This window comes from Modicisalibacter muralis (assembly GCF_900102945.1).
In the GTDB taxonomy this organism is placed as follows: domain Bacteria; phylum Pseudomonadota; class Gammaproteobacteria; order Pseudomonadales; family Halomonadaceae; genus Modicisalibacter; species Modicisalibacter muralis.
In genome coordinates this window covers 1-17,724 of the sequence record NZ_FNGI01000016.1, presented here as the reverse complement: position 1 = coordinate 17,724, position 17,724 = coordinate 1, and the positions used below count along the sequence as shown (strand labels likewise).

The window sequence follows — 17,724 nt, the reverse complement described above, 5'->3', positions numbered from 1 at the left end:
TCCGCTCGCGGAGGAGGTCGTCAATGAACATCGAGCTGGCGCAGGTTCCCGGTATCGAAGGTGACCTCGACGCAAATCTCGGCTTGGCGCTGGCGTACATCGAACGGGCTCGGGAAGACACCGATCTCATCATCTTTCCCGAGACACACCTGACCGGCTTCGCCGAACAGGGCGCCGCCGCCAGCCGCGCGATTTCACCCAACGATCCCGTCTTCCATACCTTACATCAGGCGGCGGAGCGGCAGAATCTCGCCATCGCCCTCGGCTTTCTCGAGCGGGACGACGCCGATGGCTGTTTCAATGCCAGCGTGCTGATCACCCCCGAAGACGGCATTCTCCTGCATTATCGCAAGACCCATCTGTGGACCGACGAGCGCGCCCTGGTCACACCCGGCGATCGTCTCGTTTGCGTCGAGTGGCGCGGCCGGCGCATCGGCCTGATGATCTGCTACGACCTGGAGTTCCCCGAGACGGCGCGCGCCCTCGCCACGCTGGGCGCCGAGCTGATCGTCATCACCAATGGCAACATGGATCCTTACGAGCCCGTGCATCATCATCTGGCCCGGGCCCGCGCCATCGAGAACCAGTGTTTCGTCGCCATGGCCAATCGGTGCGGCACAGGCGCGGGTTACACCTTCGCCGGTGGCAGTGCCGTGTTCGCGCCCAACGGCGAGTGCCTTGCTCAGCTTCAGCGCGAAGAAGGCTCGACTCACGCCGCAATCGATTTCTCGCTCAATCGCACCGCCCGAGGCACCTACGATTATCTTGCGGATCGACGCATCCCACTCGTCGACCAGAACGATGCGAAGGATCAGCGCATTCGCCATTTCCAATTACCCGACACCGACGCCAGCCCACAATAAGGAAGCATCATGCTGACCTTTCACTCGGAAGACACCAAGAAGCGCCAAGCCAAGACCGAACTGCACGCCGGCGAGTTGGTTGCGCCATTCGAATGCCCCGAGCGGGTCGATATCGTCATCGATCGCGTGCGCAAGGTTGGCCTCGGCGAGATTCGCAGCCCCGATGCCTACGGCCTCGATCCGGTACTCGCCGTTCACGATCGACGTTACATTGAATTCCTCGAGAACGCTTGCGACGACTGGGCGGCGGCCGGCTTCAAGGGCGAACCGATCCCGTCGATCTGGCCGACCCGACGCCTGCGCGATGACGTGATCCCGGCCAACATCGACGGCAGGATCGGCTACTACGCCCTGGCGGCGGAAACCTCGCTATGCCTCGGTACCTTCGCGGCCGCGCAAGCTAGCAAGGACATCGCCCTCTCGGCGCTGGATCACGTCATGCGCACCGGCGAACCCGCCTTCGGCCTATGCCGCCCGCCCGGCCATCATGCCGCCGTCGATCAGTTCGGCGGCTACTGTTTCTTCAACAACGCCGCGATTGCCGCGCAGCATGCGCTGAATAACGGCATGAAGAAGGTCGCGATCCTGGATATCGATTTCCATCACGGCAACGGCACTCAGGACATCTTCTATGAGCGTGACGACGTGCTGTTCCTCTCGCTGCACGGCGATCCGCGCGACGAATTCCCCTACTTCCTCGGCTTCGCCGACGAGACCGGGCGCGGCAAGGGCGAAGGCTTCAACGTCAACTATCCGCTACCCAGCGGTACCGACTACGCCACCTGGGCAAGCACGCTCGACGATGCCATCCAGCGCATCGCCGCCTACCAAGCGGAAATACTGATCGTCTCGCTCGGCGTCGATACCTTCGAGAACGATCCGATCAGCTCCTTCAAGCTGAAGAGCGAGGATTACATCGACTGCGGGCGCCGGCTGAAAGCCTTGGGCATTCCCACCACCTTCCTGCTCGAGGGCGGCTACGCCGTGGAAGAAATCGGCATCAATACCGTCAATGTGCTGACGGGGTTCGAAGGCACCTGATCGCGCCCGACATCGATAGCACGCCCGTCAGGCTTCGCACCAAAAGCAACTACAACAGGTACTGGCAACGATGACGACGAACACGGCAACCCACCACGGCGGCGACAAGTCGCTCAAGCGCATCCTCGGCCTGCCCTCGCTGGTATTCTTCGGCCTCGCCTACATGGTGCCGTTGACCGTGTTCACCACCTACGGCGTGGTCACCCAGGAGACCGCCGGGCACCTGCCCACCGCCTATATCGTCACCCTGGCGGCGATGTTCTTCACCGCCTACAGCTACGGGCGCATGGTCGAGGCTTTTCCGGCAGCCGGCTCAGCCTACACCTACACGCGCCGCGCCTTCGGCGGCCCTGCCGGTTTCATGGTCGGCTGGACGCTACTGCTGGATTACATCTTCCTGCCGATGATCAACTACCTGGTGATCGGCATCTACATGAAGGAATACTTCCCCACCGTGCCGGAGGCCGTGTGGATCGTCGGCGCCATCGCGCTGGTCACGACGCTGAACATCCTCGGCATTCGGCTGGTGGCGAAGATGAACTTCCTGATCATCGCCTTCCAGATCGTCTTTCTCGGCGTGTTCATCGCCATCTCGTTGAGTGCACTGGGCAGCGCCGACGCGCCTTCCCTGCTCTCGCCCTTCTACAGCGAGGACATGGCGCTTCCGGCGATTCTGGCTGGCGCCGCCATCCTGTGCCTATCGTTTCTCGGCTTCGACGCCGTTTCGACACTCTCCGAGGAGACCCGCGAGCCGACCCGAGACATTCCCCGCGCCATCATGCTCTGCACGCTGATCGGCGGCGCAATCTACATCGTCACCTCCTGGGCCGGGCACATCATCTTTCCCGACTGGCAGAACTTCGGCAGCGCCGACTCTGCCGCCGTAGACGTCATGCAGCGTGCCGGCGGCATCTTCATGGTCACCTTCTTTACCGCCGCCTACGTCGCCGGCTGCGTTGCCTCGGCCATGGCATCGCAAGCCAGCGTCTCGCGCATCCTGTTCGCCATGGGCCGCGACAATGTGCTGCCCAGAAGCGTCTTCGGCAAGATCAGCCGGCGCTACGCCACACCCATCGGCGCCACCCTGGTCGTCGGCGGCATCTCGCTGCTCGCGCTGGTCATCAGCCTCTCGCTCGCCGCCACCATGATCAGCTTCGGCGCGCTGGTCGCCTTCTCCTTCGTCAACCTCTCGGTGATCAAGCACTTCCTCATCGATGAGCACCAGCGCGGCGGCAGCGACATGATCCGCTACGGCCTGCTGCCCGGCATCGGCTTTCTGCTCACCGTGTGGCTATGGACCAGCCTCTCGACCACCACCTTCGAGGTTGGCCTGACCTGGGTCGCGGTGGGATTTGCTTATCTTCTTTATCTGACGAGGCTGTTCAGGAAGGCCGTGCCGGATTTTGATTTGCAGGAGGCGTGAGAGATTAAGCGGGTGTGAAGACTTACTGACTTGGTTGATGAGCCCTGGCTATTGCCGGGACTCATCATTATAGGTTCGTTGCTATGGCGCACCTGTAGGCCGGATACCCAAAAGGCCTTCGTAACGATCTGCGAACTTTGGCCAGGCTTCAGGGTTGACGAGGCGCGACGGGACGTGGCCGTCTAGGGTATGAATGATCTGCTCAGCCGCCCAGGAGGCGACATTGCGGCGCGCTTCGTGCGTTACCCCAGCGGTATGGTAGGTGGCTACCACGTTATGCATGGCAAGCAGCGGATGATCGAGCGACGGAGGTTCGACATCCCACACGTCGACACCCGCCCCACCCAAATGCCCGCATTGCAGCGCGTCGATCAAGGCGCGTTCCGAATGGATACCGCCCCGAGCAGTGGTGATGAATACCGCGCCGGGTTTCATGGCCTGGAATGCCTCGGCATCCATTAACTCTAGCGTCTCGGCATTACGCGGACAGTGCAGCGAGACATAATCGGCCTCGTCCAGGAGTGTCGCCATCGTGACCTTCTGTGCGCCACGTTCGGCCACCGTTGCCTCATCCAGTGCCGGGTCGCATGCGATGACGCGCATGTCGAACGCCCGAGCCAGAGCGGCAACTCGCCGTCCGATGTGACCGATGCCCACCACCCCCAAGGTCCTCCCCGATATCTCATGCCCCATCACGTCTTCCCGGCTGAAGCCACGCTCGCACCGTAGACGGCGATCGGTTTCGGTGAGGCGTTTAGAAACGCCGATCATCAGCCCGAGGGTGTGCTCCGCCACCGACTGGGCGTTGGCACCTGACTGAGACACCACCAACACGCCGGCCCGTGTACACGCTTCGACATCCACCGTGTCGTAGCCGGAACCGGACGCCGATACGCAAAGTAAATAGGGGGCACGCGCGAGCAGGTCTGCGTTGGCCAGCCAGCGCGCAGGGGTTTCATCCTTGGCGGAAGAAATCTGGTACGCATGGGCCTGTTCCAACGCGTCGGCGATGGTGCACTCATCCGCGCCGCGATCGATCGTGGTCAGAACGTAGTCGGGATGGGCATCGAACACGGCTTGCATCGCCGGGTGATACCACACGTTCAGTCGGATCACGGATTTGGGAAGAGCCGATAAAGCCCCTCGTGCCGTCGATTCTGGTTGGAAAGCCAAAGCTTGCTCCTTGTGTCGGGAAATTATCGTTGTATCTATGCGACGCCACGCCAGCATCAGCCCGAGAGCCGTCGAAGGTGGCCGGTATGCAGTTGAGAGAGATCGGTAATCCCCAGCAGGGCCATATCCCGCGCTATCTCGGCGGCCAAGAGCTCCGTGCCGTGAGTGACGCCAGCTTCACCAGCACACGCTGCCGCATAGCCGAATGGACGTCCGACGAAGACGAATCGCGCGCCCAGCGCCAGTGCCTTCAGCACATCGGTGCCGCGGCGGAAGCCACTATCGATCATCACCGGCATGTCGCCCACCGCCTCTACGATCTCCGGCAATACGCTCAGAGGCGCGACGGCGCCATCCAGCTGGCGCCCGCCGTGATTGGAGACGATGAGACCATCGACGCCAAGTCGAGACGCCCTGAGCGCATCGTCGGGATGCAACACACCTTTGAGGATCAGCTTGCCCGGCCAACGTTCTCGGATGAACGCCATGTCGTCCCAATCGAGATGCCCCCGGTCGGAGATGTCGCGATTGACATGGGGCGAGAAGATTGGCGCGCCACGCGTGGCATAGTTGTTCTCGAAATAGGGCATCCCATGATGGACGAGCGTCTTGAAGAAGGTATTGACGAGCCAACGAGGGTGGCTGAGCCCATCCCAGGCCAGCTTTAGGCTGGGTCGCAGCGGGGAGGAAAACCCAGCACGGCGGTTATTCTCCGGGTTGGTCGCCACGGGAGTGTCCAGGGTAATGACCAGGTGCTGGAACCCTGCCGCCCCGACTCGCTCCACGAGGGCTCGGATTCCCTCTCTGCCAGTGGGGAGATAGGCCTGAAACCAGACAGAGTCGCCAAAGCCTGTGACCTCCTCCAAAGGAATCAGCGAAGAGCCGCTCATGATCATGGGGATTCCCGCCCGATGCGCGGCCTTGGCCAGCACCAGATCCCCGCGATAGGCTGAGAGCGCGCTAAGTCCCATCGGCGCGATACCGAAGGGGGCACGGAACGTGATACCGAGCACCGTGGTGGTCTGACACGTTCGGGAAATATCGACGAGTATTCGTGGCACGAAGCCGTAGGCATCGAAAGCGTTGGCGTTTGCCCGCTGGGACTTGCCATCTTCCGCCGCATTGGCGATATAGGAAAAGATCGCATGCGGCAAGTGCCGACGTGCGGCACGTTCGAAATCGTGCAAATTGAGTATCGTCGCGAGACGCCGATCCTGCCGGGCCACGGCCGGAGCCTGCCACGAGACGGCGTCTCTGAGCCTCGCTAGTGTCCGCATGAAACCATCCTGTTGCCATCGAAGAAGAATCACGATGTCGTTGCAGGCCGAGCGTCGCCCGGCCCTTGGCGTCGGACGGTTCAGCGCACGCCGATGCGCTCGAGCACCGGGTCGAGATTGAGCAGCTCCAACGTGGTCTTGCCCTGCTCCAACTGCTGACGCATGCGGTCTTCCTTGTCTTCGCGGGCCTGCGAGGCCTCGATCACCTCGGCGACTCGACCAGGGCTCACCACCACGATGCCATCCCGGTCGCCGACGATGATGTCGCCCGGGTTGACCGTCACACCGCCACAAATGACCGGCACATTGACGCGTCCCGGCTGCGCCTTGTTGGTCGCCTTGATGGAGAGGCCTTTTGAAAAGACCGGGAACCCGAACTCGATGATGGTTTCAGCGTCACGCACCATGCCATCGATCACTAGCCCTTTGATACCCGCTTTATGGGCCGCCAGGGTGAGAATGTCCCCCCATGGACCGCCCTCGGTGAACCCCTTGGCGTCTATGATCAGTACATCGCCCGGTTGAGCCTGAGTGATGGCGTAGTGAATCATGAGGTTATCGCACGGGTAGCAATCCACGGTCAGCGCACGGCCCACCAAACGCCGTGAGGGGTCCAGTGGTTTTATATGGGAAGCCATGGCCCCCATTTGCCCCTGGGCTTCATGAATCGTCGCTGTACCGAACGCTTGCAGTGTCGCCAGTTGTTCTTGAGTTGGCATCGTTGACTGTCTCCTATTGAGGGAGGGAGAGTGAGAGAGTGAAAGCCATCAAGCAGGATGGTGCTGGCCGTCACGCTGGGTAATCGCCTTGAGCGCCACCAGGGCATCCTCAACGCTCACGCTCAAGGCATCGTCGTTGTGTTTTTTCCATTCAGCCTGCGCCGTGCGCTCGAAGACCTCGCGCACACCAAGCATCACCCGGGGAGGCAGCTCGGCAGCTTCGAGCTGGGCGATCGCATTGTCGACCTCATGCCAGCGGCGTTCGGCATGCAATAGATGCGTTGTCACCAGCATGTTGAGGAAATCCTTAAGCGGGGCACGGTCGATATCGCCGAGGATGTCATAGAGCCGATCGCGTACGCCGAAATGCTCCGCGCAGACCAGGCACTCCACCGCCAAGGCCTCCATGCCCTTGGTAAACACGCTGCGCAGTAGCTTTAGCGTGGCCGCATCACCGGCCCTGCCGTCTTCCAAGACGTGCACCGGCGCACCGACATACTCCAGGAGCCGCAGCGTCTCGCAGACTGTCGGCATTGACGTGTCGCCGACAATCAATAGCGGCGTGGCGATGCCATTCGAGGCGATCGCTCCCATGATCGCGGCATCCACGAAGCCGATGCCTTTCTCGGCAAATGACCTCGACGCGTTTTGCATGGCCCGTGGTGGCGCTGTCGTAATGTCCAGATACGCCGCGCCGGAGCGCATCCTGCCTGCGGCCTCTTCCGCAACCTCCTGTGCACATGTCCCCACCACACAGCTGAAAACCGCGTCGCATTCCATCAGCCAATCACCCAGCGAGACACGGCTCGTAGCATGCTGGGACTGGATAAATGCTTTCGTGGCGGGTGTTTCGTTCTTCTCGCAAATAGTGAGTTCGACCTTATCAACGGAACCAAGGGCAGCGGCCAGACAACGCCCCACTTCCCCACAACCTATCAGCGCGATATGCATGATCAGGACTCCTTTCTTAGAAAACAATAAAAGTACAATTTATAGAGCCTGTCTACACGAACAAAAAGAAATGCCATTTAGACAAAAGTTTAATAAAAAAAATTAATCATATAAAATAATAAGTTATTAATGCAAAAAGGGCTCGATAGGAAAAGATACAAAGTGTCGCTTGTCGGGTCGAAAGTCCTGTGCTTGGATGAATTGTGTGTAGACAAGAACAATCATCGATAATCGAAGGAGAGCAAGGTGAAAAACAGCCTCAGCAAAATACTGCTCGTTTTCGGCACAACCACACTGATCGCAAGCCCTGCCCTGGCGGATTATCCCGAGCGTCCAGTGGAAATGATCGTGGCCTACTCAGCCGGAGGCGGTACAGATATCGCGGCGCGAACTCTTGTGTCTTACCTAGAGGAGCACCTCGGAGCGGACATTACCGTGGTTAACCGCCCTGGTGCCGGCGGAGAGGTCGGCTTTACGGAGTTAGCCAGCGCCAAGCCCGATGGCTACACCATTGGCTTCATCAACACGCCCAACGTGATCACGATCCCCATCCAGCGGGATACCCGCTACGAGATGGAGGATTTCACGCCTGTAGCAAGCGTCATCGACGATCCCGCCGGGTTTAATGTGCACCCTGACAGCCAGTTCAAGACGCTGGAGGATCTGATCGAATACGCCAAGGCGCACCCTGGGGATATTTCCTATGGCACCACGGGCGTCGGCTCGGACGACCATCTCGCCGCCTTGGCCCTTGAACGTCAGGCCGGCGTACAAATGACCCACGTGCCCTTCCCAGGCTCATCAGACGTCCGCAAGGCACTGATGGGCCAGCATATCGATTTGGGTATCTTCAACATGGGCGAAGCCTCTAGAGATGCTGCGGCCGGTCGCATTCGCACGCTGGCACAGGGAGCAGAAGAGCGCTGGGAGAAAGCGCCTGATGTGCCAACCCTCAAGGAGCAAGGCTACGACTTGGTCATCGGCTCCAATCGCGGGATTGCCGTTCCTGCCGGTGTACCGGACGAGATCATAAACGAACTGTCGCAGGCTATCGCTGAAGCCATGCAAGAAGAGGAGTTCCAAGCTGCGGCGGACAAACAGTCCTTACCACTGTATTACCAGAACCCGCAGGACTACCAAAAAACGCTGAATACCACGCAAGAGCGCTTCCAGGCGCTTTGGGATGAGTCGCCTTGGGCGGAGCAATAAGGCGCACTCCAAACTCGACGGTACCGCGACGACGCCCTCGCGGCGGTGCCGTTCCCTCCATCTCTAGAGAGAGAGATCATGCGTCAAGCCAGCATAGAACTCGGGGTAGCCTCGTTGGGAGCCGGACTGAGCCTGATAGGTGTCGTGTATGCCATGGAATTTCCCCGGGACTCCGCCTATCTACCCACCGCCGTACTGAGTCTGCTAACACTCCTGCTCGTGATGTGGGCTACCAAGGCATTCGTGCTCGTCCGCCAGCAACGCACCGAGCCGCTCCAGTTTCAAAAGGGCGAGGTCCGACGCTTCGTGGTACTGGTCATCGCTTCGATCGCTCTCATTGCGATTTCCCCCTGGCTCGGGTTCACCACGTCGTTTCTGATTTTCGTCCCGCTGACGGGGTTCTTACTGGGCTACCGCAAATGGAAGTGGCTCGTACTGACGGGCGTCGTGTTCACTGCGCTCATCTACCTGGTGTTCATAGTTCTGCTCAGCCGCCCACTTCCCGCTGAGCTCCTCATGCGTCTCTTATAAGGTGTTCGTTATGTGGGAAAACATCCTTTCAGCGTTACCACTCCTGTTCTCACCACCAGTGTTGCTGTCCATGGCCGTTGGCACGACGCTCGGCGTTTTCATCGGCGCCCTGCCCGGCTTGTCTGCGACCATGGGGATCGCCGTTCTCATTCCATTAACCTTCACCATGGATCCCCTCGTAGCCCTGGGCATGATGGCAGGGATCTACAATGGCGCCATGTATGGTGGGGCGATTCCCGCCATCCTACTGCGCATTCCCGGCACACCCGCCGGCATAGCCACGGTCTTCGACGGGCATCCCATGGCTAAGAAAGGCCAAGGCCTGGAGGCTATGAAGATCGCCCTCACCTCCTCGGCGATCGGCGGCTCCGTCAGCGCCCTGGCGTTGTTACTGCTGAGCCCGCCGCTGGCTGCGATGGCCTTGAAGTTCGGCCCGGTAGAGGTCTTCTGGCTGGCGGTATTCGGCCTGGCCGCCATCGCGGTGCTGCTCAGCGACGTACCCGTCAAGGGCTTGGTCAGCGCCTGCCTGGGCCTGCTGATCGGCATGGTCGGCATCGACTCCATGACCGGCAATGAGCGCTTCACCTTCAATGTCATGGAGCTGACCGGCGGTATCAACATCTTGGTCCTACTGACCGGCCTGTACGCGATTCCGCCCGCGCTAACGCTGGCTCAGGAAGCCTCGCTGATCAAGAAAGGCAGCGGCAAGGATAAACTCGGCTCGAACAGGAAGACCGTCGCCTGGACCCGGCTGGTACCGACCTGGTGTCGCGCCTCGGTGATCGGCGTTATCGTCGGCATTATTCCTGGCACGGGGGGCAATATCGCCGCCATGCTGTCCTGGAATGAAACGCGCCGTGCCGCCAAGGATAAGTCACGGTTCGGCAAGGGCGCCCCGGAGGGCGTGGCTGCCGCCGAATGCGCCAACAACGCCGACAATGCCGCCTCATTGATTCCCGCCTTAACGCTAGGCATCCCCGGCAGCACCGTCTCCGCCGTGATCCTGGGCGGACTGTTAGTTCATGGCATGCTCCCCGGACCAGAGCTGTTCACCCGCTCGGCGCCGGTCACCTACGGCTTCATTCTGGCTATGCTGGTGACCTCCATTATGCTGTTCATCATCGGCCGCCTGGGCGCTCGACTGTTCATCAATGTGATGTATATGCCGCCGCTGATGCTGGCACCTATCATTATCGCATTGACCACTGTTGGTGTTTTCGCGATCAACAACAGCATCTTCGATGTCTGGCTCATGTTGCTCTTGGGGCTGGTCGGCTGGGGAATGGAGCGCTTGCAAATCCCGCTTGCACCCGCCGTTCTGGCAGTCATTCTCGGTCCCATCGCCGAATCCAATCTGCGCCGCGCCATGCTCATTGGCGGTCACGACACCGGCATTCTCTTTTCCAGCACGATCGCGATGGTCATGGTGGGCGCCATCGTCCTGACGATCCTCAGCCCGCTCATTCGCAAGGTCATAGCCACGCTCACACGTCAGCAGAAAAGACAATCAACCGACACGACGCCTCGCATGGCCGATGGCCATAACGAAACCTAAATATAACCAACCAAGGAAATCACCAATGTCACTCGACTACCGTCCCCTTTGCCCCGCCCTCGGCGCCGAAGTGCGCGGCTTGGATCTCGCCGCTGGAGTGAGCGACGCTCTGTTCAACGAAATTCGCGAGCTCTGGAATCGCTCAAACGGCGTGCTGGTCATTCGCGATCAGCAGATCAGCGAGGAACAGCAGATCGCCTTCAGCCGCAAGTTTGGTGAATTGCATACGCTGCAGGGCCACACGGTCACGAAATACCTGCACCCGGAGCATCCGGAAATATATCGCGTCTCGAACAAGGTGATGAACGGTAAACCTCAAGGCCGCAAAGGCGCGGGCACCTATTGGCACTCCGACCAGTCTTACGAGAAAACGCCGGCAATGGCTTCCGTGCTGTACGCGCTGGAGATTCCACCCTACGGCGGCGACACCATCTACACCAGCATGTACAAAGCCTACGACGCTCTGACCGATACCATGAAGGCATTCCTGGAAGGGCTCGAGGCGGAGCATGACTTCGCCGTCGCCCAATCGGGCGGTTTCCGCAATGAGAGTGTCACCACGGAGCAACTTCAGAAAGCGCCGCCGATGACGCATCCCGTGGTGCGTACCCATTCCGAAACCGGACGCAAGTGTCTATTCGTCAATCCCGGCTTCACCTCGCATATCGTCGGTGTGAGCAAGGATGAAAGCGCGGCGATACTCAACTTCTTGTTCCAGCACTGTACCAAGCCCGAGTTTCACTACCGGCACGTATGGCAGCCTAATGACCTGGTGATCTGGGACAACCGCTGCACCATGCACTATGCGGTGATGGATTACGATGGGCTCGGTGACCGCCTGATGCACCGCTGTACGGCAATCGGCGAAGTTCCGCTCAAGCCGCACGCCGCTCAGGCCGCCTAAGTCACGAGATGCAGTGCGCCCCAGGCCTCTCGTCATCTCGCCGGGCCATTCCCGTTTTGGTCTTGGCCCTATGGTGCCTCGGTGCACTCTCCATTCTGTTCGACAGCGCGATGGCACAGCATCTGGCTGGCGCCATCGCGCTGTTAATCGCGACGCTTTCGTGCCTCACCAAACCCGGACTCAATCGCTGGATCTTCATGGTGCTGTTCACGGCCACGCTCGGGCTCATACACCACTCAAAGCAATGGGGCGCCATTCCCGAAGGGCTGGAACGTGCAGCCATGATCTCCGCATTTCTGGCAAGTCTTTACGTACTACGTGCGATAATTCAAACCGCACCCCAGCTTAGTGAAGTCAATGCATCGTTCACTGCACTGGAACCTTTGCCGCGCCGAGGTATGGTGCAGTTGTTGGGAGTGTTCTTCGGAGTCCCTCTGGCCGTCGGCGCAGTGAGTGTCATCGCACCGCTCGCAACCTATCAGGACCATGACATGAGCGCTCAGGAGGATATCGCGGGGTGGTCGATCCGCGGCATTGGGTTGTCGGTGCTCTTCTCACCGTTCACGGTTGCCATGGGCATTGTGACCACCTCCTTGGGCGACCGACTTCACTTGGGATCGTTGCTGCTCATCGGCGTAACCCTCGCTACCCTCCTATTGGCTTTCAGTTTCCTCAGCAGGCGTTGCCGACTACCCCGTGAATTACCCCGGAGCTTCTGGAAGGCCTTACTGTGGGTGCTGGCCCCCGTCCTGGTGCTCGTCTTCCTCAACTTGGCGCTCTACCTGAGTGTCGGCCTCAATCCGCTCAAAGCGGCCACGTTGCTCATCATTCCACTGGCCCTGTTGATCGCAATAAAGCGCGATGGCTCGGCCCAACGCACCATGCTAAACCTGACCAGTACGTATTGGCGTGACTTCGATGGCGAAATTACGATCTTTTCCGGCGCGCTGATCTTCGCTGTCGCCGTGACCTCGATGCCGGAGGTTCAGCAGACGGTCTCCCTGCTTGCGCATAGCATAGGCGCCAATGCATTGATCTCATTGACTGTGCTGGCAATCGTCATCCCCGCGTCGCTGGGCCTGCACATGGTAGTTCCGGCAACGATTACACTGACACTATTCGGGCCTGTCATGCCCAGTGACTTGCACGTAGCTTTTCTCGGCTTGGCGGCGCTCGTCGGTTGGGCCTACGGCGCTATGGCAGCGCTGGGATCACTGGCATTTCTCACGGCCTGCAAGGCTTTTTCCGTATCACCGACCGCGCTAGCCAAAGGAGAAAACATGCGCTTCATGGCAGGTTTCATTTTTATTGCCTGTACATTAGTTCTCTTCCTTTAACTCCTCGGGCTTCGTTTTTACTGTTGAGTTCTTCCGATTGACCATAAAGGCATGATAGGCCGCCCGCAAATGGACGCTCATCACATCTTTCGCGTACTCTTCGGAGCCAATCTCAATAGCATGAATCAACTCGCGATGGTGGCGAGCCGACCGATACATGTCTTTTTCAGAGTAAAGATAGAACGATCCAATAGTAATTGGAATATCGACTAGCGTCTCGGCAAGGCGCGTCAAACGAGGGGATCCGGCAGCATCCAACAGAACATTATGAAAGCTATTATTCTCATTCTGGATGCTGAGCAAATATTCTTCCGGCTTTTCCTTTATTAACCGTTCCATATTTTTAGAATGGGCTTTTAGACGCTTTTTCTGATCCGATGTCGATCTTAGCGCTGCCAGGCCGGCGGCCCGGGACTCCAGAAGTATACGAAGCTCGAATATCTCCTTTATATCATCCATATTCCACGATGACACAAAAGATCCCCGCCCCCTGTCTCTGAATAGAAGGCCATCATCGATCAGCCTTTCGATGGCTGCTCTCACAGGGGTCCGGCTCACCGAGAGAAGCTTGGCAATATATTCTTCCTTGACCTGCTCCTCTGGGGCAAACTCCCCAGACATGATTTTTCGCCGCAATGCTGTATAAACTTGGTCCGTAAGTCTCGTCATATTTATAAAATATTTACTTTACAAGCTAGCCTTCATCATAGTCTAGCATGAAAAACTTCACGCCGGGTCCATCTAAACATACAACGTAACCAAGTACTCGGCACTTAGGGCAATAGGCATCACGACCAACGCAAGGAGGCAGACCATGGCACCCAATACCCACCCGGAGGATATTCTCATCACCATGTCGGCCATGCTGCTGATCGGGCATGGCGGAATCGACAAGCTGATTTACCATCGGAACGTTCCGACGTCCTCACTCGCAGCGAAGTGCTGTTACAAGTCATGTTGCCGACTACCCTGGCCCAGGATTGGCACCAATAAAGCCGCTTCGCGGCGCATTCGTGCCGATATCGCGCTGGCACTAGCGCCTTCCACAAGCGCTGCTAAAGTGTCAGTGGCAATATCAGCATAGCGTTATATCCCGCCAACCCATGCCAGCAACCTCCGGATAGTATAGGAAACACCGTGAACGGCCCTAGCCCCACCAACCCGCACCCCATGGAAGGATTTCCGCAAGTCTGCTTCATCAAGAACACGGTGAAGAACCCGAATATCATCATCGGGGACTACACCTATTACGATGACCCGGACGATTCGGAAAACTTCGAGCACAACGTCCTTTACCATTTCCCCTTTATCGGCGACCGGCTGATCATCGGCAAGTTCTGCGCCATAGCCCGCGGCGTGAAGTTCATCATGAACGGGGCCAACCACAAGCTATCGGGCATCTCGACCTACCCATTCCAGATCTTCGGCAATGGCTGGGAGAAGGTCATGCCGGAAATGAGCGAGTTGCCCTACAAGGGCGACACCGTGATTGGCAACGACGTGTGGATCGGCTTCGAGGCGTTGATCATGCCCGGCATCACGATTGGCAATGGTGCCATCGTATCGGCGCAGTCGGTGGTCACCCGCGATGTACCGGCGTATACGGTGGTGGGCGGCAATCCCGCCAAGCCCATCAAGCAGCGCTTTCCCTCGGAGACGATCGCGACGCTGGAATCGATTGCCTGGTGGGATTGGCCGATCGAGAAGATCACGCGGCACTTGGTGGTGACCGTTTCCGGCGATGTCGCTACGCTGCAGGCAATCGGCGAGAGTGATAGCGACTAGCGGTTTCGCGTGGTGTCGATTTCGATACTTCCCAGGCGACTAGTTGGTGAGACGCGCCAATGGCTTGGCGCAGCCCGGATAAACCAGCCCACACCAGCACGTCAAGGAGTCAACGATGGCCATGCAACTCTACGCCCACCCCTTTTCTTCCTACTGCCAGAAGGCGCTTATCGCGTTTTATGAGAACGACATCCCGTTCGAGTTGCGCCTGCTCGAGCACGATAACGAACAGGTCATGGCCGAGTTCGCTGCGCTGTGGCCGCTCAAGCGCTTCCCCGTGCTGGTGGATAGCGACCGTACGGTAGTGGAGTCGAGCATCATCATCGAGCATTTGGGGCTCCATCACCCCGGGCCAGTACGGCTGATCCCCGACGACCCACGCGCCGCGCTCGATGTACGGGCCATGGATCGCTTTTTCGACAATTACATCTCGACGCCGCAGCAGAAGTTCGTCTTCGACAGCCTCCGGGACGCGGAAAATCGCGACCCTCAAGGCGTCGCCGAAGCCCGATCGATGCTGGATACCGCCTACCGCTGGCTCGATGTCGCCATGGCGGGCCGTGAATGGGCGGCGAGCGACACCTTCAGCCTCGCCGACTGCGCCGCCGCGCCCGCGCTGTTCTATGCTGACTGGACTCATCCCATCGACGAGACGTTCGAGAACGTCCATGCGTATCGGCAACGGCTGCTGGCGCGGCCCTCCTTCACTCGGGCGGTGGATGAGGCACGCCCTTACCGTTCGCTGTTCCCGCTCGGCGCGCCTGACCGCGATTGATGATTCATCCGAGCACTGACGGGCACCACACATTTAAAAGCCAGGAAGACAGAAAACATGCTCAAGAGAATCTGGCATGGATGGACGACACACGAGAATGCCGACCACTACGAGAACCTTCTGAAAACGGAAATATTTCCTGGCATTGCCGCCAAGCGCATTACCGGCTATCAGAATATTCAGTTACTGCGCCGGAAGCACGATGATGAAGTGGAATTCATCACGGTCATGACATTCGATTCGTGGGAGGCGATAAAGCAGTTCGTCGGAGATGACCCGTCGGTGTCTTACGTTCCTGCGAAGGCCAGGGAGGTGCTTTCTCGATGGGACGATCATTCACAGCATTATGAGGTGCGGGAGTCGCTGTCGTATTGAGCCACTTGGCTCGATGTACATGAAAGGATACGCTGCAGGACGACCGACCTGCCCCAGCTTTAGCGTCAAGAGAGGCCATACATGCTCGAAGTCCAAACAATCAGCGTATCGGTCGATCGCCCTTGGCAGCCACTTTACGAGATGTGGTGGCGCCCCGAGGCGTTTGTGCAATGGGCCTCCGGCCTCAGCCAGCCGAATCTCCAGAAAAGCGGCGAGTGCTGGAAAGCCGAGGGACCAGAGGGGCCGATCGAGATCCGATTCACGGCGCACAACACTCTCGGCGTCATGGATCACTGGGTCGACCTGGGCGGCGGGCAAGAAGTCTATATCCCCTTGCGCATCATCGCCAACGGCGACGGCGCCGAGGTACAACTCACCTTGTTCCGTCAGCCCGGCATGTCCGATGAGAAGTTCGCTGAAGACCAGGCATGGGTAAGGCGCGACTTGCTGACCCTAAAAAACTTGAGCGAGCGCTAATACTTGTTGGCTGGAAAAGCGGCTTCGCAAAACTCGCTTGGGTAACATTCGATTTGTCTCGCCAACATCATTCGGACCGTTTTCTCGAATTAAGTCGGCGTTGCCTGCTTGGTGAGGCGATATTCGTGGTTACCTATTCCCTTTCCCATTTAATTTGAAACTCGATCTCCTCTTCATCATCGGACCGTTCGTGTTCTACGGTGAACTTGGCCCGAACAGGAACATAAATTCTTTCACCGGCAATCTTTATCTCGAAGCGCTCCTCGTTTTCGATAGCGTCCGCCAGACGCCGCAACTTGGCTACAAAGTCTGCCTTCGGATATTCTTTTTCTATGTCTCGTTCTTGTTTAGCGGCCATGAATCTTTCTCCTTGATCACCAATATCAAAAAGCGCCACTCACCTACTTCGTTTTAGGCTTTGTCTGAAAAGTAGGTTCTGCTAATTTTTGCTATGTGACATCGGCATAGGTGCAATATGGCAGGACGCTACGAAATTACCGACTATGGTTGGTCCCTGATCGAAGACATTGTCTCGCCACCCCAGGTGATGGGCCGGCCCCGCCGGGATGACCGCCAAATGCTCAACGGGATCTTCTGGATCCTGTGCTCCGGCGCGAAATGGCGAGACCTCCCCGAACGGTATGGCCCCTGGAAGACCGTCTATCAGCGCTTTCGCCAGTGGCGAGACGACGGCACCTTCGACGCCTTGCTGTCACGCTTGCATCTTGAGCTGCGTGAAGATGGTCTGATGAATTTGGATACCTGGATGATCGATTCTACCGCTATCCGGGCAACCCGCGCCGCCTCGGGAGGTGGCAAAAAGGGGGATCAGGCGAACCCGTAGACCATGCGCTGGGCCGCAGCCGTGGCGGCCTGACCACCAAGCTCCATATGGTCTGCGATCGGAATGGCTATCCTCTGTCCTTCGTGTTGTCGCCCGGCCATCATGCTGATTCGAGCTATTTCATTCCCACGATGGAGACCATTCGATTGCCGAGCCCTCAGGGGCGGCCAAGGAAGCGTTGCCAACATATCGTGGCCGATAAGGGGTACGACAGTGATGCGCTGCGGCGCTACTGTGATCGGTATCGCATGCGTCCCACGATTGCTTATCGTCGGATGCATCGTAAGCCCCGACCAGGACTGCCGAGGATATTCGACAAGGTCAAATACCGGCAGCGCAACGTGATCGAGCGCTGCTTTGGCTGGCTGAAGGAGATCCGGCGGCTGTGCACGCGATACGACAAGTTGGCGAGCAGCTTCAGGGCAATGGTATGCCTGGCGTGCATAGTTCGTTGCTTGCGCGCTGACTTTTCAGACAAAGCCTAG

The 17,724-nt window shown here is 58.7% G+C and carries 20 protein-coding genes; 14 read left to right on the top strand and 6 right to left on the bottom strand.

The window, feature by feature from the left end; genetic code table 11:
* The first annotated feature begins 23 nt into the window (after nt 1–23).
* From BLR92_RS18825 to BLR92_RS18815, 3 genes are all read left to right on the top strand, one after another.
* Complete coding sequence (locus BLR92_RS18825; RefSeq protein WP_089730828.1) at nt 24–863, top strand: carbon-nitrogen hydrolase family protein; 840 nt, start codon at nt 24–26, stop codon at nt 861–863.
* A 9-nt stretch (nt 864–872) separates the two neighbouring features.
* Nucleotides 873–1,904, top strand: a complete 1,032-nt coding sequence (locus BLR92_RS18820) for a histone deacetylase family protein (protein WP_089730827.1) — start codon at nt 873–875, stop codon at nt 1,902–1,904.
* Between the two features lie 70 nt (nt 1,905–1,974).
* A complete protein-coding gene (locus BLR92_RS18815) occupies nt 1,975–3,327 on the top strand; it encodes an APC family permease (protein WP_089730826.1) in 1,353 nt (450 codons plus the stop codon).
* Between the two features lie 81 nt (nt 3,328–3,408).
* On the opposite strand, the gene BLR92_RS18810 is transcribed toward BLR92_RS18815, so the two are convergent.
* From BLR92_RS18810 to BLR92_RS18795, 4 genes are all read right to left on the bottom strand, one after another.
* A complete protein-coding gene (locus BLR92_RS18810) occupies nt 3,409–4,500 on the bottom strand; it encodes a hydroxyacid dehydrogenase (RefSeq protein WP_245704272.1) in 1,092 nt (363 codons plus the stop codon).
* Between the two features lie 56 nt (nt 4,501–4,556).
* Nucleotides 4,557–5,777, bottom strand: coding sequence for an alpha-hydroxy acid oxidase (locus BLR92_RS18805; protein WP_089730824.1), 1,221 nt, complete (start codon nt 5,775–5,777; stop codon nt 4,557–4,559).
* An 80-nt stretch (nt 5,778–5,857) separates the two neighbouring features.
* Nucleotides 5,858–6,496: a 4-carboxy-4-hydroxy-2-oxoadipate aldolase/oxaloacetate decarboxylase gene (locus BLR92_RS18800; protein ID WP_089730823.1), complete on the bottom strand. Its 639-nt coding sequence runs from the start codon at nt 6,494–6,496 to the stop codon at nt 5,858–5,860.
* A gap of 48 nt (nt 6,497–6,544) precedes the next feature.
* Complete coding sequence (locus BLR92_RS18795; protein ID WP_089730822.1) at nt 6,545–7,447, bottom strand: NAD(P)-dependent oxidoreductase; 903 nt, start codon at nt 7,445–7,447, stop codon at nt 6,545–6,547.
* A gap of 246 nt (nt 7,448–7,693) precedes the next feature.
* On the opposite strand from BLR92_RS18795, the gene BLR92_RS18790 reads away from it, so the two are divergent.
* The 5 genes from BLR92_RS18790 (at nt 7,694) to BLR92_RS18770 (ending at nt 12,983) form a co-directional block, all read left to right on the top strand.
* The gene (locus BLR92_RS18790) at nt 7,694–8,656 is read left to right on the top strand and encodes a tripartite tricarboxylate transporter substrate binding protein (protein WP_089730821.1); all 963 of its coding nucleotides are present in this window, start codon (nt 7,694–7,696) and stop codon (nt 8,654–8,656) included.
* A 78-nt stretch (nt 8,657–8,734) separates the two neighbouring features.
* A complete protein-coding gene (locus BLR92_RS18785; RefSeq protein ID WP_089730820.1) occupies nt 8,735–9,187 on the top strand; it encodes a tripartite tricarboxylate transporter TctB family protein in 453 nt (150 codons plus the stop codon).
* 10 nt (nt 9,188–9,197) lie between these two features.
* The gene (locus BLR92_RS18780; RefSeq protein WP_089730819.1) at nt 9,198–10,742 is read left to right on the top strand and encodes a tripartite tricarboxylate transporter permease; all 1,545 of its coding nucleotides are present in this window, start codon (nt 9,198–9,200) and stop codon (nt 10,740–10,742) included.
* Between the two features lie 25 nt (nt 10,743–10,767).
* Nucleotides 10,768–11,646 carry a TauD/TfdA dioxygenase family protein gene (locus BLR92_RS18775; protein WP_089730818.1) on the top strand — a complete coding sequence of 293 codons (879 nt, stop codon included), beginning with the start codon at nt 10,768–10,770 and terminating at the stop codon, nt 11,644–11,646.
* Nucleotides 11,647–11,756: 110 nt separating this feature from the next.
* A complete protein-coding gene (locus tag BLR92_RS18770; protein ID WP_139171625.1) occupies nt 11,757–12,983 on the top strand; it encodes a hypothetical protein in 1,227 nt (408 codons plus the stop codon).
* Here BLR92_RS18770 and BLR92_RS18765 read toward each other — a convergent pair.
* Nucleotides 12,966–13,652, bottom strand: a complete 687-nt coding sequence (locus BLR92_RS18765; RefSeq protein WP_089730816.1) for an FCD domain-containing protein — start codon at nt 13,650–13,652, stop codon at nt 12,966–12,968. The two genes, BLR92_RS18770 and BLR92_RS18765, sit on opposite strands and share 18 nt — an antisense overlap.
* 145 nt (nt 13,653–13,797) lie before the next feature.
* Between BLR92_RS18765 and BLR92_RS19615 the strand changes: the two genes are divergently transcribed.
* The 5 genes from BLR92_RS19615 to BLR92_RS18745 all read left to right on the top strand — a co-directional run bounded on the left by BLR92_RS19615 (nt 13,798) and on the right by BLR92_RS18745 (nt 16,395).
* On the top strand, nt 13,798–14,067 hold the full coding sequence (locus tag BLR92_RS19615) for a hypothetical protein (RefSeq protein WP_139171624.1): 270 nt from the start codon (nt 13,798–13,800) through the stop codon (nt 14,065–14,067).
* Nucleotides 14,068–14,120: 53 nt separating this feature from the next.
* Nucleotides 14,121–14,768, top strand: a complete 648-nt coding sequence (locus BLR92_RS18760) for a Vat family streptogramin A O-acetyltransferase (RefSeq protein WP_089730815.1) — start codon at nt 14,121–14,123, stop codon at nt 14,766–14,768.
* Nucleotides 14,769–14,883: 115 nt separating this feature from the next.
* Nucleotides 14,884–15,543: a glutathione S-transferase family protein gene (locus tag BLR92_RS18755; protein WP_089730814.1), complete on the top strand. Its 660-nt coding sequence runs from the start codon at nt 14,884–14,886 to the stop codon at nt 15,541–15,543.
* Nucleotides 15,544–15,600: 57 nt separating this feature from the next.
* Entirely contained in the window at nt 15,601–15,918 is a 318-nt protein-coding gene (locus BLR92_RS18750; protein ID WP_089730813.1) for an antibiotic biosynthesis monooxygenase, read from the top strand.
* Nucleotides 15,919–15,999: 81 nt separating this feature from the next.
* Nucleotides 16,000–16,395 carry a polyketide cyclase gene (locus BLR92_RS18745; RefSeq protein WP_089730812.1) on the top strand — a complete coding sequence of 132 codons (396 nt, stop codon included), beginning with the start codon at nt 16,000–16,002 and terminating at the stop codon, nt 16,393–16,395.
* Between the two features lie 133 nt (nt 16,396–16,528).
* On the opposite strand, the gene BLR92_RS18740 is transcribed toward BLR92_RS18745, so the two are convergent.
* Nucleotides 16,529–16,753 carry an amphi-Trp domain-containing protein gene (locus BLR92_RS18740; protein WP_089730811.1) on the bottom strand — a complete coding sequence of 75 codons (225 nt, stop codon included), beginning with the start codon at nt 16,751–16,753 and terminating at the stop codon, nt 16,529–16,531.
* A gap of 117 nt (nt 16,754–16,870) precedes the next feature.
* Between BLR92_RS18740 and BLR92_RS18735 the strand changes: the two genes are divergently transcribed.
* A protein-coding gene (locus BLR92_RS18735) for an IS5 family transposase (protein ID WP_175488723.1) occupies nt 16,871–17,724 on the top strand; the annotation gives its coding sequence in 2 pieces (ribosomal slippage) (nt 16,871–17,213 and nt 17,213–17,724; 855 coding nt in all).